We start from the raw sequence: 15,792 nt of genomic DNA, 5'->3' as shown, positions 1-15,792 counted from the left end.
TAAAGCTTGCTGTTTAAACGTTTTAATCTTTTTATCGTTTATTATCTGGAACTAGATTAAAATCGTTCGTTCTATAAGCCGACGTTCCATAATTAATAATGTGAATCAAATGGCCTCATTAAGTGGTAATAAGCTTAGTGGGGCTGTTGTATAATGATAATAAAGTTATTGAATTTTGATTATTAAAAAGCTAAGAGCCTTACTACATTCTACGTAGCAAGGCTCTTTAAAGTTGTTTCAAATTACATCCATCTGTTCGTTCAAGTGTAACTATTCGCAATTATTTGATATTATATAGGTGAATAGAAAGATACATTAAAAATTAGTTTCGTAGTTGTAAAAGGAGGTTATTTATATTATTCTCTTATAATTTTCCAAAAGGGAGAGTTTATGAAAAAGATTATTGTTTTTGTATTAACGATATTTATATTATTCTCAGGATTCGCAACACAAAGTTATGCGTTGTCAGATTCGCAATCTGCGGCAATACAAGCGTTGCTAGATGATGCCTGTCGTATATCAGGTGTGCCGGGAATGTCAATCTCAATACTTGCTGATGATGAAGTGTTCTACTTTTCTTCAGGGTATGCAGACCGTGAAAAGGGGTTGTCTGCAAGTGAAAATACACTCTATGAGTTAGCCTCGGTCAGTAAAGCTTTTACCGGTATGGGTATTATGCTATTGGAAGAGCAAGGGCTGCTCTCAATGACTGACCCTGTCCAAAAATATTTACCTTGGTTTACCTTAAAGTATCAAGGGAAACCTGTTGATATGCAAAGTCTTACACTAAATAACTTTCTTCACCATACCAGTGGTCTAACAAATATTAGGCATCTTCAAAATATTCCACAAGGCAATACACCGGATATGTTGCAAAAGACTGTGGAAATGCTCGTTGATGCTGAATTGGCGTTCCCTCCCGGTGAACAGTATAACTATGGAACCGTTAATTATGACGTATTGGGTTTGGTTATTGAGATTGTGTCGCGACAAAGCTATGAAGACTTTATGAAGGAACAGGTATTTCAGCCGCTAGGTCTTCACCAGACGTATGTTTATAAAGAAGATGCTCAAGCTACTGGACAGTTGGCACAGGGCTACCGTTCTTCCTTTTTTATGACAACTCCATTTAAAGCTCCGGATTATGCTGGGAATAAACCCGCAGGCTACATCATTTCTAATACAAAAGATATGGCTCGTTGGCTGGGCATACAGATGGGTATCGTGCAGGACATACCCGAAATATTTCACACGGTTATCGAAAAATCACATAGGGGTGATATGTCTGTTTCGGCTGTCAACGGTATGTATTATGCGGCAGGTTGGTCCGTAAATGCCGAACAAACGATTATAGAACACACTGGGGGCAATCCAAATTTCAGAACCGAAGTAGTCATACTGCCAAATGAACGAACAGCCGTCTCCTTGCTGAGCAACGGCACAAATACCAATACAAACATGGTACTAAAAGTTAAAGATATATTAGAAGGCAATCTAACTCAGTCATATGAAATAAGCGGTACACAGCTTTTGGATATCATTTTGTCGTCTATCACAATTATTTTTTGCCTATTGGCCGTTTTGCTATTTCTCTTAGGATTACGCAGAAGGAGAACGAATGAGCGACAGCCAATGACAAAAAAGAGAATAACCGTAACAGTTATTTTCCTGATCGCTACGATTGCTCTGGGTATACTGTGCTGCGCTTTCGATTGGTCAACAATACTTACGTGGCAAACATATAGTGTTCTTACAGCTTTGATTTCGTCAGCATTATTAACAGCAAGCATTACATGGTTTGTATACACTCACCGATAAAATACCTCGCTCCTAAGATAAGCATAATGTTAAGTCATTAAATTTCAATTTATCCCGCTTTAATGGGCAGTAAGACCCCTAACTCAAAATTCAGCGAAAGCAAAGAATTTAGGTGGGGGTCGGGCTGCCCATTAAAGTCCGATTGGTGAGGGCTGATTAAAGTTTCACTTTATGAAGAAAAGGAAATGGACTTAGCGTTGTAAATCTACATTTTTATGACGCTATTTCATATAGAAATTCATCATTCTCCGGTTCAAAATGTTATCCAATAAAAAAATATCTCGAATTCGAGATAAAATACTTGCTTTTTAATCACTTGAGTTGTAAAGTGATAGTAACGAAAGTAATTGAGCCATATGAAAAACATACAATCAGTTGTTTTCGAGTTAAAAACGAAAGTAACTTATGCAGTAAAAACTAAGATGAATTTACAAAAACATAATGAGAATAAATTGAACAGCTAAAAAGCATATTATTTTTTTATCATCACTTGACTAGTAAAACGAAGCGGAGGAATTAAAAATGTATAAAATTAAAGGGCATCATCACATTTCAATGGTTACGAAAAATGCAAATGAAAATAATCACTTTTATAAAAATGTGCTTGGATTACGTCGTGTGAAAATGACAGTGAACCAAGATGATCCGTCAATGTACCATTTATTTTACGGAGATAAAACAGGAAGTCCGGGTACAGAGTTATCATTTTTTGAAATTCCTTTAGTAGGAAGAACATATCGCGGTACAAATGCGATTACTCGAATTGGATTACTCGTTCCTTCAGAGGAAAGCTTACATTACTGGAAAGAACGATTTGAGAAATTTAATGTGAAACATAGTGAGATGACAACATATGCAAATCGTCCTGCTTTACAATTTGAGGATGCTGAAGGTCTTCGCTTAGTACTACTCGTTTCAAACGGAGAAAAAGTAGAGCACTGGGAAAATTGGGAGAAATCAGAAGTTCCTGCAAAGCATCAAATTCAAGGAATGGGTTCTGTAGAAATGACAGTTCGTAGACTTGATAAAATGGCGAGTACACTTACAGAGATGTTTGGTTATACAGAGGTTAGCCGCAGCGAAGAGGAAGCAATTTTTCAGTCCATTAAAGGAGAGGCTTTTGGAGAAATCGTTGTGAAATATTTAGATGGTCCTACTGAAAAGCCGGGCCGCGGTAGCATTCACCACTTAGCAATTCGTGTGAAAAACGATGCAGAGCTTGCCTATTGGGAAGAACAGGTGAAACAAAGAGGCTTCCAGTCTTCAGGAATCATTGATCGTTTCTATTTTAAAAGCTTATATTTCCGCGAATCAAACGGAATCCTATTTGAAATTGCGACAGATGGACCAGGATTTACAGTTGATGGAGATGTGGAACATCTAGGAGAAAAGCTTGATTTACCACCATTCTTAGAAGATCAGCGAGCAGAAATTGAAGCGAATTTAGCACCGATTGAAGAGAAGTAATAGAAGAAAATATACAACTTTAACAAATAAATGAAACCCATTGGAGGAATATAAAATGAACCAATTAAAAGGAATTCACCACGTTACAGCGATTACAAGTAGTGCAGAAAAAAACTATGAGTTTTTCACTCACGTTTTAGGAATGCGTTTAGTTAAAAAAACAGTAAACCAAGATGACATTCAAACGTATCATTTATTCTTTGCAGATGATAAAGGTAGTGCAGGAACAGATATGACATTCTTTGACTTCCCAGGTATTCCAAAAGGAGTACACGGTACGAATGAAATTTCAAAAACTTCATTCCGAGTGCCAACTGATGCAGCGTTAGCATATTGGGTGAAACGTTTTGACCGTCTTGAAGTAGAACATACAGGAATTAAAGAGCAATTTGGTAAGAAAATTCTTTCTTTCGTTGACTTTGATGACCAACACTATCAATTAATCTCAGATGAACTTGATAAAGGGATTGAATCAGGTACACCATGGCAAAACGGACCAGTTCCATTAGAATATGCAATTACTGGTTTAGGGCCTGTATTCATCCGTATTGCAAACTTTAGTTTCTTCAAAGAAGTGTTAGAAAAAGTTTTATTATTTAAAGAGGTTGCGCAAGAAGGAGAATTCTATTTATTTGAAGTGAATAAAGGTGGAAACGGTGCTTCTGTCATTGTAGAACATAATACGGTTCTTCCAGAAGCACGACAAGGTTTTGGTACGGTTCACCATGCTGCATTCCGCGTAGAAGATCGCGCTGTATTAGAAGAATGGATTGAGAGAATCAGTAGCGTTGGACTTCCTTCATCTGGCTATGTAGACCGTCACTTCTTCGAATCATTATACGCAAGAGTTGCACCACAAATCTTATTTGAATTTGCAACAGACGGCCCAGGATTTATGGGAGATGAGCCATACGAAACACTTGGCGAAAAATTATCTTTACCTCCATTCCTAGAGCCAAAACGTGAAGAAATTGAAAAATTAGTTCGTCCAATTGATACAGTGAGAAGTACGAAGGAATTTATTAAAGAGTAAAAATAGAGATAGTAAGTAGGAGAGCAAGTAGTTTTAGCGGAGTGCTGGAACTACTTGCTTTTTTATTTATCCTAGTAAGTTTTCTGACAATTATTTCTCAAGTTATTAAAAAGGAAAACTTTGGTATAATTAATTAAAATATTAAATTTTCTGATAATTATTTTTCAATGCATAGAAAAGGAGTGGTAATATACAATTTTAATAATTGTATAAAAATCCTAATTTTGTAATTTTGGAGAAAAGGGGATGCGAGTGTATGGGAGCAGATGTAGTAACGCGGGAGCAAATGAAACATTCTTTAGATGATTGGTATCGTGTAATGTTGCAGCAAAATATAGAGAAGGCCACGGAAATGAAAGAGGAGATTGAAAGTAAGATTAGTGGGTTGGACGTGGATCAGGATGTATTGCTTTATCATGCGTTGTTGAATTTTAGATATGGTGCATTAGTTGATTGGATTGGGGTTAGAGAAGATAGTTTTGATAAAGTAGAATCTTTTGAAATCCCGGCAGAAGGTGTTCTAGCTTATTACTATCACTTTTTTAAAGGGTTTCATTGCACATTAATTTCAAATTATAATGAAGCGAAAGAACAGTATGAGCAAGCTGAGAAGTTATTGAAATATATTGCCGATCCGATAGAACATGCGGAGTTTCATTATCGTTATGGATATCTTTATAACCAATCATATCAACAAATGTTAGCGATTGATCAAATAAAAACAGCAAAAGAGTTTTTTTTAAAACAACCAGGTTATGAGATTAATCTTGCGTTGTGCGAGAATATGTTAGGGTTGTGTTATATTGATTTACAACAATTCGAGTTCGCTGAAGAAACATTTAATACAGCATTGAATGTTTTCCAACAAGTTAATCATGAAAAATATATATTAATGGTTAGAAATAATTTAGGTTTATTGTACGCGAATCAAAATTTATCTGAGTTAGCTATCCGTCACTTATCAGAAGTAACAAAGAAATCTCCTAATCATTTTCGAGCACTATACTTGGAATCAGACGAATACCTAAAACTAAATGAATTAGAAAAAGCAGAGTCGTTAATAAATAAAGGGTTACGTATTTGTAATCAGTTAAAAAATCAAGAGTATCAATACCGATTCATGATTTTAAATAAAATGAATGCGACTACTGGTGAGTTTGAAAATGTTATTTTAGATGCGATTTCTTATTTTGAAAAAGAAGAATTATTTGATTGTATTCAAGAGTATACGGAACGCTTAGCAGATAAATTTTATTATGAAAACAATCATGAAAAATCTAGCGAATATTATCATATGAGTAAAGAAGCAAGAAAAAAACAAATGATAAAAGGAGCGTTAAAATAATGAGAAAAATTGTATTAACGGTAATAGGGTTCGCATTTACTTTATCTCTAGGATTTCATGATTTTAATTCAGTTGCACTTAATAAAGGAGATGGTGGCGGAGCACCAGCAAGACCAGACTACGTTAACATTGGTGACACAGGCGGAGCACCAGCAGATAATAAAGGCGACGGCGGAGTAAGCCAACTATAATAACAAAGAAAGGGACTTCAACATGAAGTCCCTTTTTCTATTTTCAGGCCATGTAGAGAAAAGAATTGACTTACTTTAAATATGTAACTATAATAGTTACAGAATAACCATTAGTAATAGAAGTGAGTTATATTTTTTTAGTATAATTGTAACTGTTTTAGTTACAATTAAAAAGAGAACATAAAATAACCAAAAAATGTAAAAACTTTAAATAGCAACTCAAGAAAGGAGACGGGAACTTTGAAACGGTTTAAGTTTTATTTGATTAGCGGTATTGTGCTTGTTTTGCTTATCGTATGTAACTTCGTTGATAAGCCGATTGCGAAGGTTGAAGAAGTGAAAGATACTGTTATGATGAAGCTGAATACGAAAGAGAGTATGGCGCAAATTGATGGGCAGACGATTTATTTTAAGCAAATTGGTGAGGGAAAACCTCCGTTACTCATGTTGCATGGGTTTGGTGGTTCTTCTGATGGGTTTAGTGATATTTATCCGGAACTAGTGCGAGATCATACGATTATTGCGGTTGATATTTTAGGATTTGGGCGTTCTTCTAAGCCGGTTGATTTTCAGTATTCGTTTCCTGCGCAAGTGAATTTATATTATAAGTTAATGAAGAAGCTCGGGTATGATCAATTCGCAGTACTTGGTCATTCGATGGGCGGAGAGATGTCTCTCAATTTAGCGTATTTATATCCGGATGCAGTGACGCATCTCATCTTGGCGGATTCTACAGGGATAGAGTCTTTCCAGCAAAAAGAAAGTTATGAAGTACCACCGCTATCGACGGACTTACAAACTGTAACTGAGATTACGAAGTATAATAAAAATGAAGTGAAAAATAGTCGTGATGATAAAGAGCATTATGATCAGCTTACGAAAATGAGAGAGCGCCGCATTGCGATGGAAGCTGATAAAATTAAGGTACCGACTTTAATTATATGGGGACGACATGATAAAAGTGTTTCTTGGAAAAATGGTGAACTGTATCATGAGCTATTTGCGAATAGTACGTTTCATATTATTGAAAAAGGATACCACGCACCGTTTCGTCAGGAACCAATTGAGTTTATGGAATATGTACAAGCATTTTTCGCGAAGAATCCACAATAAAAATTTTAAGCATAAATCCAATTCTTTCCTCATAAAGTGAAACTAATAAGGCTTGTCTAAGGAAAGGAATGAAGTGATTTGGAAACTTTACCATGGTGGGTGTATCTTGTAATTGTTGGGATTGTACTAAGTGGCTACATGGTTTTATATACTTCGAAAAAAGAGCAAGATATGGATAATGAGTTTATCGAAAAAGAAGGCGAAGTATATATGAAGCGCTTAGAAGAAGAGCGTGAGAAACGTAATCAGGATAGTGATAAGGATTCTGTATTGCTTTAATAGAAATTTTGAAAGGTTACCACTTAGTAGAAATTATTGCCTAGGTGGTAGCTTTTTTCTTTTGAGGGAGCGGTATATGGTTCATCCACAATCTAGATAGTAGAAGATAAGGAAAGATACTATTTTTTCCTTAAGCTGAGAAGTTAACAATTTATTGTTAGCTTCTTTTCTTTGTGATTAAAATTTTCTTTTCGTTTAGTAAATTTCCTTTTAAAAACTACATAAATCCCTTTGACCAAATATGTAATTCTTTGTAAAATCTTATATATGGAAAGATTATGAATATACAGGGAATCTATGGATAGTAGATTTTAATAAATTATTCGGGGGGAATTTATTAGTTAAGTATATTAACTTGTTTGCACTACATTTTACAAATAAAGGGGTATTAGTAATCATGAAAGCAAAGAAATTAGTAAGTTTAGCGTTACCAGTTATGTTATTGAGTGGTTGTATTACAATTGAAACTGATGGTAAGAAAGCTGAACCAAAGAAAGAAGAAACGCAAAAGGTAGAGAAAGAGAATAAGACTTCTGAAAAAGAGAGTAAGTCAACTGATGGCAAGAAAGAGGATAGCTTATCTGTAGCGAAAGGTGAAGGTACAAACAGTAGTTCATCAAGTAGTCAACCAAGTTCTTCTTCAAATAATTCAACTTCTTCTAGTTCTTCAACTGGTAAGGTAACTGGTTCAGATGTTGAAAGGTACAAGGCAGATATCATAAATAGTGCTACTCAAATTGAAAATACAATGAAATTAATTGAAGGAATAGCAGATTCAGACGTAAAATCATACAAACAAAAGAAAAGTGAAGTACAACTGAGTTTAGGTGGAGCAAAGGCAGCTGCTACAAAGCTGAAGAATCTACAAGCGCCTCCAGAGTTACAGGGAGAACAGGCGAAGATAAAGCAGTCGATGGAACTATATGCGGATTGTTTTCAACTTCTCTTTGATGCATTAGATCAGGAAGACGAAAGTAAAATGCATCAATCAGTAAGTAAAGCACAAGAAGGTTCGAAACTGTTTGAAGAGGCAGCGAAGAGTATCGGTAGTAAAACCAACTAAAAATAAAGTATTTAAAGGGGTATTTGTAAGTGCAGTTGGTGTAAGTGAAGAGTTAGGAATTAGTTATGGAAACACATTACAAATTTATCAAATGGACGATAATGTTCGTATTCGATATGTAAAACAATAAATAATTGGTGAAAAACTCTGTAATAAATTTTACAGGGTTTTTTGTTAGTTCTAGTTTATTTTTTTGTCTTCCTAAGCGCTAAGCATACTAGTATAAGTTGAGAAATGAACAAAACGATAATGATAGGCAGATGATGTAACTGTAACCATCTAAAGCCCAATTCATACACTATGATGGAGGCTTTTTACTTACTAATCGGATGAAAAAGGAGTGTAATCATGAAGAAACGTACTGTTAATGAAGCGGGAGGGAATGTGCCACAACCAATCCGCAGCGACGGAGCAGGTGCGATTGATTCTGGACCTCGTAATGTTATGCGGGATATTCAAAATCCGAATATGCTTGTTCCGCCTATAACCGATGCAGGGTTAGTTCCTAACTTGAAGTTTTCATTTTCGGACACTTCTATGATTTTGAAACAAGGCGGGTGGTCTCGGGAGATTACTGCTCGGGAACTACCGGTTTCGACGACGATTGCGGGAGTAAATATGAGTTTAACGGCCGGTGGAGTACGAGAACTACATTGGCATAAAGAAGCGGAATGGGCGTATATGCTTTTAGGACGGGCGCGCATAACGGCTGTTGATCAAAATGGGCGTAATTTTATTGCTGATGTTGGACCAGGTGATCTTTGGTATTTTCCGCCGGGTATTCCGCATTCCATTCAAGGATTGGAACATTGTGAATTTCTACTCGTTTTCGATGATGGGCATTTTTCTGATTTATCTACTTTAGCTATTTCTGATTGGTTTGCGCATACGCCAAAAGAAGTGTTGTCGGCTAATTTCGGAGTACCTGAGAGTGCTTTTCGTTCTATCCCTTCAGATCAAGTTTATATTTATCAAGGAGAGGTGCCAGGTTCGCTTGAAAGTCAGGAAATTCAATCACCGAAAGGAGAAGTTCCTTTAACATTTAAACATGAATTGTTAAAACAAAAGCCGATTAAGACGCCTGGTGGTAGCGTTCGAATTGTAGATTCTACAAATTTCCCTATTTCCAAAACAATCGCAGCAGCGCTCGTTGAGGTTGAGCCTGGTGGAATGAGAGAACTTCATTGGCACCCGAATAATGATGAATGGCAATATTATTTGACAGGGGAAGCGAGAATGACTGTGTTTCTTGGAAATGGTACCGCTCGTACATTTGATTATAGAGCTGGCGATGTCGGATATGTACCGTTTGCGACGGGGCATTATATTCAAAATACAGGTACCGAAACATTATGGTTTTTAGAGATGTTCAGAAGTAATCGTTTTGAAGATGTATCGTTAAATCAATGGATGGCACTGACTCCTAGAGAAATAGTGGAGAGTAATATACATGTTGGCCCGCAAGTAATGGATTCCCTGCGTAAGGAGAAGAGGCCTGTTGTGAAATATCCGGGGTTTTCATATAGTCCGAAAAATGATGAGTAAAAATGAAAATTTGCGTTATTCTTTCTGGAGACTGATAAGAAGGGATGGCGTATTTTTTATGCCTAATCTAGTCTTTATCCCGCTATTTGCCGGGCAGTAAGACCCCACCTCAAAATTCAGCGGAAGCAAAGAAGTTAGGTGGGGGGCGGGCTGTCCGTAAAAGCCCGATTGGTGAGGGTTGATTAAAGTTTCACTTTATTAGTATCCGTTCCTTGTATTATTGTTCGAGAAATTATTATTGGAGCATAGTATAGGGAAGATACATATAAAAGAGCGCCATTATAAGCTGTAACGCATAAGTTGCGCAGGAAATGCAACGATAACTCGCTTTACTCTTCATCATTTATTTGAACATAATGGGCGTAGAGAGGTGATAAACACAGTATGATTTTTAGTGAGCGTTTAAAAGAAGAAAGGGAAAAAAGAAATTGGTCGCAAAATGATTTGGCTGAAAAACTTCATGTGAGCAGGCAATCTGTTTCGAAATGGGAGACGGGAAAGAACTATCCGAGCATTGAAATTATTATTCATTTAAGTGATCTGTTCGGTATTACAATTGATGAACTGCTAAGGAGTGATGAAGAATTGACGCAGAAAGTAATTGAAGATAGTAAGCAATTGGCGTATCCAAAATGGAAGGTGTTTTTTGATAGTCTATTTATGATAGGAGTATTTTTGTTTATTGCAAAAATCGTTGTATGGATGCTAAATAAGTTTGCTGGAGCAAGTATTACAATTGTAGCAGATGCGCCATATGTAATGAATCTTTTGCCCCTTGCATTCATGATTATAGGTGGTATGGGATCGGATAAGTTGAAGAAAATATATAGATAGAGGAAAGATTTGAAAGAAATCCCCTACACTAGCTGTTCTTTTCACTTAAATTGTGTACTATAAAGGATAGGATGACATAAAGAAGGGGATATAGAGAATGGAATTTCATGAACAGAAGATTTTGCCGGCAGTGAGGCAAATTAAAGATTTGGAAAAGCTATTACATAGTTCGTATGAATATATCGTTATTTTAGATATTCATGTCGGTCAATTAAAGAGTGTTATATCACTTGCGAAGCAATATTGTAAAAAGGTATTTTTACATGTGGATTTAATTCATGGTTTGCAGAGTGATGGGCATGCGACGGAATATTTATGTCAGGAGTTTAGACCGTACGGGTTACTTTCAACAAAGGCGAGCGTTATTATGAAGGCGAAGCAAAAAGGTGTTGTGGCAATACAACGCATCTTTTTAATCGATTCGAGTGCGATGGAGAAGAGCTGCAATCTTTTAGATAAGACGAAACCGGATTATATTGAGGTACTTCCTGGAGCAATGACGGATATTATCGCTGAAGTGAAAGAGCGTACTGGTGTACCGATTTTAGCGGGTGGTTTTATTCGTACTGTAGAAGATGTGGAAAGAGCTTTAAACGCTGGTGCGACAGCAATTACGACATCAAAACGCGAACTATGGAAACATTACCAAAAAAAGTGACGAAAATGTGAATTTTTTCGTTGACACCGCTTTCATTTACGGTTAACATTATAGACAAGTTAATAAACGTGACGGAGAAAAGTAGAGATCCACATTTCATTGTTTCTATATAAATTTATATAGAAGCGTGCAAGCTGTGGGTCTTTTTCTTTTGACAAAAACGAATGGCCATTCATTTTACCTCTATCACATTTGGAAGCGTTTAAATTGATTGTGGAGGGATACTATGTCAGCATTTTTAGGAGAGTTAATAGGGACTGCGTTGTTAATCGTACTTGGTGGCGGCGTTTGTGCTGGTGTAAGTTTAAAGAAGTCGTTTGCGAAAGATTCTGGTTGGATTGTAATTACAATGGGCTGGGGCTTAGCGGTAGCGGTTGCAGCATATGCGGTTGGATCAATTAGTGGGGCACATTTGAATCCAGCTTTAACAATAGGATTAGCATTTAAGGGAGCGTTCCCATGGAGTGATGTACCAGGTTATATCGCAGCACAAATGATTGGGGCAATTATCGGGGCAGTTATCGTATATTTACATTACTTACCACACTGGAAAGAAACAGAAGATCCAGGAACAAAGTTAGGTGTATTTGCAACAGGTCCAGCAATTCCGAACACATTTGCAAACCTTTTAAGTGAAATGATTGGAACATTCGTTTTAGTATTTGGTATATTAGCAATTGGTGCAAATAAGTTTGCAGATGGATTAAATCCATTTATCGTAGGTTTCTTAATTGTAAGTATTGGTTTATCATTAGGTGGGACAACAGGATACGCAATTAACCCAGCACGTGATTTAGGTCCGCGTATCGCACACTTCTTCCTTCCGATTGCAGGAAAAGGCGGTTCAAACTGGAAGTATGCATGGATTCCAGTAGTTGGTCCAATTTTAGGTGGATCACTTGCAGGTTTATTCCATCAAGTTGTATTTGAAGGAAAACAAAATTCAGCACTTATTTATGTGATTATCGCAACTGTGATTGTACTAGCAATCTCTTATATGACAAGTAAAAAAAGTGGAAGCAATACAAATAGTAGAAAAGTAGCATAAGGGGGAAACCGATATGAAAAAATATATTCTTTCATTAGACCAAGGAACAACAAGCTCACGCGCAATTCTTTTCAATAAAAAAGGTGAAATTGTTCATTCAGCTCAAAAAGAGTTTACACAACATTTTCCAAAGCCGGGCTGGGTAGAGCATAATGCACAAGAAATTTGGGGATCTATTTTAGCAGTTATCGCAACTTGCTTAAGCGAAGCAGATGTAAAACCAGAACAAATCGCTGGTATCGGTATTACGAACCAACGTGAAACAACGGTTGTCTGGGATAAAACAACTAGTAAACCAATTTACAACGCAATCGTATGGCAATCTCGCCAAACAGCTGAAATTTGTGATGAGTTAAAAGAAAAAGGTTATAGCGAAATGGTTCGCGAAAAAACAGGTCTTTTAATTGATGCATACTTCTCTGGTACGAAAGTAAAATGGATTTTAGATAATGTTGAAGGTGCAAGAGAAAAAGCAGAAAACGGCGATCTATTATTCGGAACAATTGATTCGTGGCTTGTATGGAAACTATCTGGTGGTAAATCACACGTAACAGATTACTCAAACGCATCACGTACGTTAATGTTTAACATTCACGACTTACAGTGGGATGATGAGCTTCTAGAAATGTTAACAGTACCAAAGAGCATGCTTCCAGAAGTACGTCCATCATCTGAAATTTACGGAGAAACAATTGATTACCACTTCTTCGGTCAAAATGTACCGATTGCAGGTGTAGCTGGTGACCAACAAGCAGCATTATTTGGACAAGCTTGTTTCGGTGAAGGTATGGCGAAAAATACTTACGGAACTGGTTGCTTCATGTTAATGAACACAGGTGAAAAAGCAGTAGCTTCTGAGCATGGTCTATTAACAACAATTGCATGGGGAATAGATGGTAAAGTAAACTACGCATTAGAAGGAAGTATTTTCGTAGCAGGTTCTGCAATTCAGTGGTTACGTGACGGAATGCGCATGTTTAAAGATGCAAGTGAGAGTGAAGTGTATGCGAGTCGCGTTGAATCAACTGATGGTGTATACGTTGTACCAGCATTCGTTGGACTAGGAACACCTTATTGGGATAGTGAAGTACGCGGCGCTATGTTTGGTGTAACACGCGGTACGACGAAAGAGCACTTCATTCGTGCAACGCTAGAATCTTTAGCTTACCAAACGAAAGATGTATTATGCGCAATGGAAGCAGATTCAGGTATTGAACTGAAAACATTACGCGTTGATGGCGGAGCAGTTAAAAATAACTTCTTAATGAAGTTCCAAAGTGATATTTTAGATGTTCCTGTAGAGCGTCCAGTGATCAACGAAACAACGGCTCTAGGTGCAGCATACTTAGCTGGTCTTGCGGTTGGATATTGGAAAAACCAAGATGAAATTAAAGAACAGTGGCATATGGACAAACGCTTTGAACCAACGATGGAAGCGAAAACAAGCGAAGAGCTATATGCTGGATGGAAAAAAGCAATTGAAGCAACAAAAGCTTTCAAATAATCATAAACAGTGTTATAATGGTGACAAGTTAATAATTCGGTAGGAGATTTGGAGAGACCACAACGCGCTATAGAGGCGAAATCTATAGCGGAGTTTGTGGTCTCTTTTTTCGTTATCAAAGGGAGGAATTACCATGAAATTTTCAAGTAAACAACGTAAAGACGTATTAAACGGAGTAAATAAACAAGAGTTAGATGTGATCGTAATTGGTGGAGGTATTACTGGTTCTGGTATTGCATTAGATGGAGCAACACGCGGGTTATCAACAATTGTGTTTGAAATGCAGGACTTTGCAGCAGGTACATCAAGTCGTTCAACGAAGCTTGTACACGGTGGTCTACGTTATTTAAAACAACTTGAAGTGAAAATGGTAGCAGAGGTGGGTAAAGAGCGTGCGATCGTATATGAGAACGGTCCCCATGTAACAACACCAGAGTGGATGTTACTTCCGTTCCATACAGGTGGTACGTTCGGATCATTTAGTACATCAATTGGTCTTCGTGTATACGACTTCTTAGCAGGTGTAAAACGAAGTGAGCGCAGAAAGATGTTTAACCGTGAAGAAACATTAAACAAAGAGCCTCTTGTAAAAAAAGAAGGATTAAAAGGCGGCGGTTACTACGTAGAATATCGTACAGATGATGCGCGTCTTACAATTGAAGTAATGAAAGAAGCAATTGAGCACGGCGCAAAAGCTGTTAACTATGCAAAAGTAGACAGTTTCTTATATAAAGATGGAAAAGTATGCGGTGTACGTGTAATCGATTTACTAGACGGAGAAGTATACGAAGTTTACGGTAAGAAAATTGTAAACGCAGCTGGCCCTTGGGTAGATACACTTCGTGAAAAAGATAACTCGAAAAAAGGAAAAGTACTTCAGTTATCAAAAGGTGTTCACTTAGTAATTGACCAAAAACGTTTCCCATTAGGTCAAGCGATTTACTTCGATACACCAGATAAACGTATGGTGTTCGCGATTCCTCGCGGCGGAAAAACTTATGTAGGTACAACAGATACGTTCTACGATAAAGACGCAGCTGTACCACAAATGACAACAGAAGATCGCACATACATCATTAATGCGATTAACTACATGTTCCCAAGCGTGAAAATTACAGAGAAAGACATTGAATCAAGCTGGGCTGGTGTACGTCCGTTAATTTATGAAGAGGGTAAGAGTGCATCTGAAATTTCTCGTAAAGACGAAATTTGGACTTCTGAATCTGGTTTAATTACAATCGCAGGTGGTAAATTAACAGGATACCGCAAAATGGCTGAAATGGTAGTAGACTACGTAACGAACTTACTACAAAAAGAAGGTCATAGCGCATATCCGAAGAGCGACACGAAACATATGCCAATCTCTGGTGGACATGTAGATGGTTCACACGGATTCCCAGCATTCGTTGCGAAAAAAGCTGGCGAAGGTACGAAATATGGTTTAACAACAGCACAAGCAGAAGAATTCGCGAAATTCTATGGTTCTAACGTTGACGTACTATTTGACTTAGCGAAAAAACATAAAGACGAAGCGAAAGAATACAACATGCCGCTTGACGTTCTAATCCCGCTTGTATACGCAATGGATTACGAAATGACAGCAAAACCAGTTGACTTCTTCGTACGCCGCAGAGGCGCTGTATTCTTCAACATCCACTGGGTATATGAGTGGAAAGAAGCAGTAATCAACTACATGGCTGCGAAACTAGGCTGGAGCAAAGAAGAACAAATGAAATATACAGCAGAACTAGAAAAAGCACTAACAGACGCTGTTATTCCTGTAGATCAACAAGAACAGGCAGCTGCGTTAGCATAAAATAGAGAACCACCTGAAGGGGAGCCTTTAGGTGGTTCTTTTTTTATGGAATATTCTTCTAACTATATTGCATAACGA

15 protein-coding genes are annotated in these 15,792 nt (G+C 37.2%); all 15 read left to right on the top strand.

All coding sequences use genetic code 11. The features are described 5' to 3' along the window. The first annotated feature begins 390 nt into the window (after nucleotides 1-390). The 15 genes from AB6801_RS21590 (at nucleotide 391) to glpD (ending at nucleotide 15,714) form a co-directional block, all read left to right on the top strand. The gene (locus AB6801_RS21590) at nucleotides 391-1,818 is read left to right on the top strand and encodes a serine hydrolase domain-containing protein (protein WP_097999502.1); all 1,428 of its coding nucleotides are present in this window, start codon (nucleotides 391-393) and stop codon (nucleotides 1,816-1,818) included. Between the two features lie 522 nt (nucleotides 1,819-2,340). After that, nucleotides 2,341-3,285 carry a ring-cleaving dioxygenase gene (locus AB6801_RS21585; RefSeq protein WP_000276684.1) on the top strand — a complete coding sequence of 315 codons (945 nt, stop codon included), beginning with the start codon at nucleotides 2,341-2,343 and terminating at the stop codon, nucleotides 3,283-3,285. A gap of 55 nt (nucleotides 3,286-3,340) precedes the next feature. Beyond that, the gene (locus AB6801_RS21580; RefSeq protein WP_053513540.1) at nucleotides 3,341-4,318 is read left to right on the top strand and encodes a ring-cleaving dioxygenase; all 978 of its coding nucleotides are present in this window, start codon (nucleotides 3,341-3,343) and stop codon (nucleotides 4,316-4,318) included. Nucleotides 4,319-4,574: 256 nt separating this feature from the next. Further along, nucleotides 4,575-5,663, top strand: a complete 1,089-nt coding sequence (locus AB6801_RS21575) for a response regulator aspartate phosphatase (RefSeq protein WP_000500592.1) — start codon at nucleotides 4,575-4,577, stop codon at nucleotides 5,661-5,663. After that, nucleotides 5,663-5,854 carry a hypothetical protein gene (locus AB6801_RS21570; RefSeq protein ID WP_001227132.1) on the top strand — a complete coding sequence of 64 codons (192 nt, stop codon included), beginning with the start codon at nucleotides 5,663-5,665 and terminating at the stop codon, nucleotides 5,852-5,854. The genes AB6801_RS21575 and AB6801_RS21570 overlap by 1 nt, the downstream gene beginning before the upstream one ends. A 240-nt stretch (nucleotides 5,855-6,094) precedes the next feature. Further along, entirely contained in the window at nucleotides 6,095-6,967 is an 873-nt protein-coding gene (locus AB6801_RS21565) for an alpha/beta fold hydrolase (protein WP_097999501.1), read from the top strand. A 78-nt stretch (nucleotides 6,968-7,045) separates the two neighbouring features. After that, nucleotides 7,046-7,246 (top strand): sporulation YhaL family protein, encoded by a 201-nt coding sequence (locus AB6801_RS21560; protein ID WP_000449223.1) that lies wholly within the window; start codon nucleotides 7,046-7,048, stop codon nucleotides 7,244-7,246. Between the two features lie 397 nt (nucleotides 7,247-7,643). Beyond that, on the top strand, nucleotides 7,644-8,309 hold the full coding sequence (locus AB6801_RS21555) for a DUF7018 domain-containing (lipo)protein (protein WP_097999500.1): 666 nt from the start codon (nucleotides 7,644-7,646) through the stop codon (nucleotides 8,307-8,309). Beyond that, on the top strand, nucleotides 8,269-8,439 hold the full coding sequence (locus AB6801_RS21550) for a hypothetical protein (protein ID WP_002100810.1): 171 nt from the start codon (nucleotides 8,269-8,271) through the stop codon (nucleotides 8,437-8,439). The genes AB6801_RS21555 and AB6801_RS21550 overlap by 41 nt, the downstream gene beginning before the upstream one ends. 218 nt (nucleotides 8,440-8,657) lie before the next feature. Then, complete coding sequence (locus AB6801_RS21545; RefSeq protein WP_000747515.1) at nucleotides 8,658-9,854, top strand: oxalate decarboxylase family bicupin; 1,197 nt, start codon at nucleotides 8,658-8,660, stop codon at nucleotides 9,852-9,854. A 384-nt stretch (nucleotides 9,855-10,238) separates the two neighbouring features. Then, nucleotides 10,239-10,688: a helix-turn-helix domain-containing protein gene (locus AB6801_RS21540; RefSeq protein WP_000577656.1), complete on the top strand. Its 450-nt coding sequence runs from the start codon at nucleotides 10,239-10,241 to the stop codon at nucleotides 10,686-10,688. 97 nt (nucleotides 10,689-10,785) lie between these two features. Next, a complete protein-coding gene (gene glpP, locus AB6801_RS21535) occupies nucleotides 10,786-11,346 on the top strand; it encodes a glycerol uptake operon antiterminator GlpP (protein WP_000394286.1) in 561 nt (186 codons plus the stop codon). 226 nt (nucleotides 11,347-11,572) lie between these two features. Beyond that, on the top strand, nucleotides 11,573-12,394 hold the full coding sequence (gene glpF, locus AB6801_RS21530; protein WP_001272195.1) for a glycerol uptake facilitator protein GlpF: 822 nt from the start codon (nucleotides 11,573-11,575) through the stop codon (nucleotides 12,392-12,394). 13 nt (nucleotides 12,395-12,407) lie between these two features. Continuing rightward, complete coding sequence (glpK, locus tag AB6801_RS21525; RefSeq protein WP_000760015.1) at nucleotides 12,408-13,898, top strand: glycerol kinase GlpK; 1,491 nt, start codon at nucleotides 12,408-12,410, stop codon at nucleotides 13,896-13,898. Between the two features lie 133 nt (nucleotides 13,899-14,031). Next, entirely contained in the window at nucleotides 14,032-15,714 is a 1,683-nt protein-coding gene (glpD, locus tag AB6801_RS21520; RefSeq protein ID WP_000672831.1) for an aerobic glycerol-3-phosphate dehydrogenase, read from the top strand. Nucleotides 15,715-15,792: the final 78 nt, after the last annotated feature.

Origin of the sequence: Bacillus sp. RCC_6_1, from assembly GCF_041360755.1 — a bacterium.
Classification (GTDB): Bacteria; Bacillota; Bacilli; order Bacillales; family Bacillaceae_G; genus Bacillus_A; species Bacillus_A cereus.
This window is presented reverse-complemented; position numbering and strand designations above follow the sequence as displayed.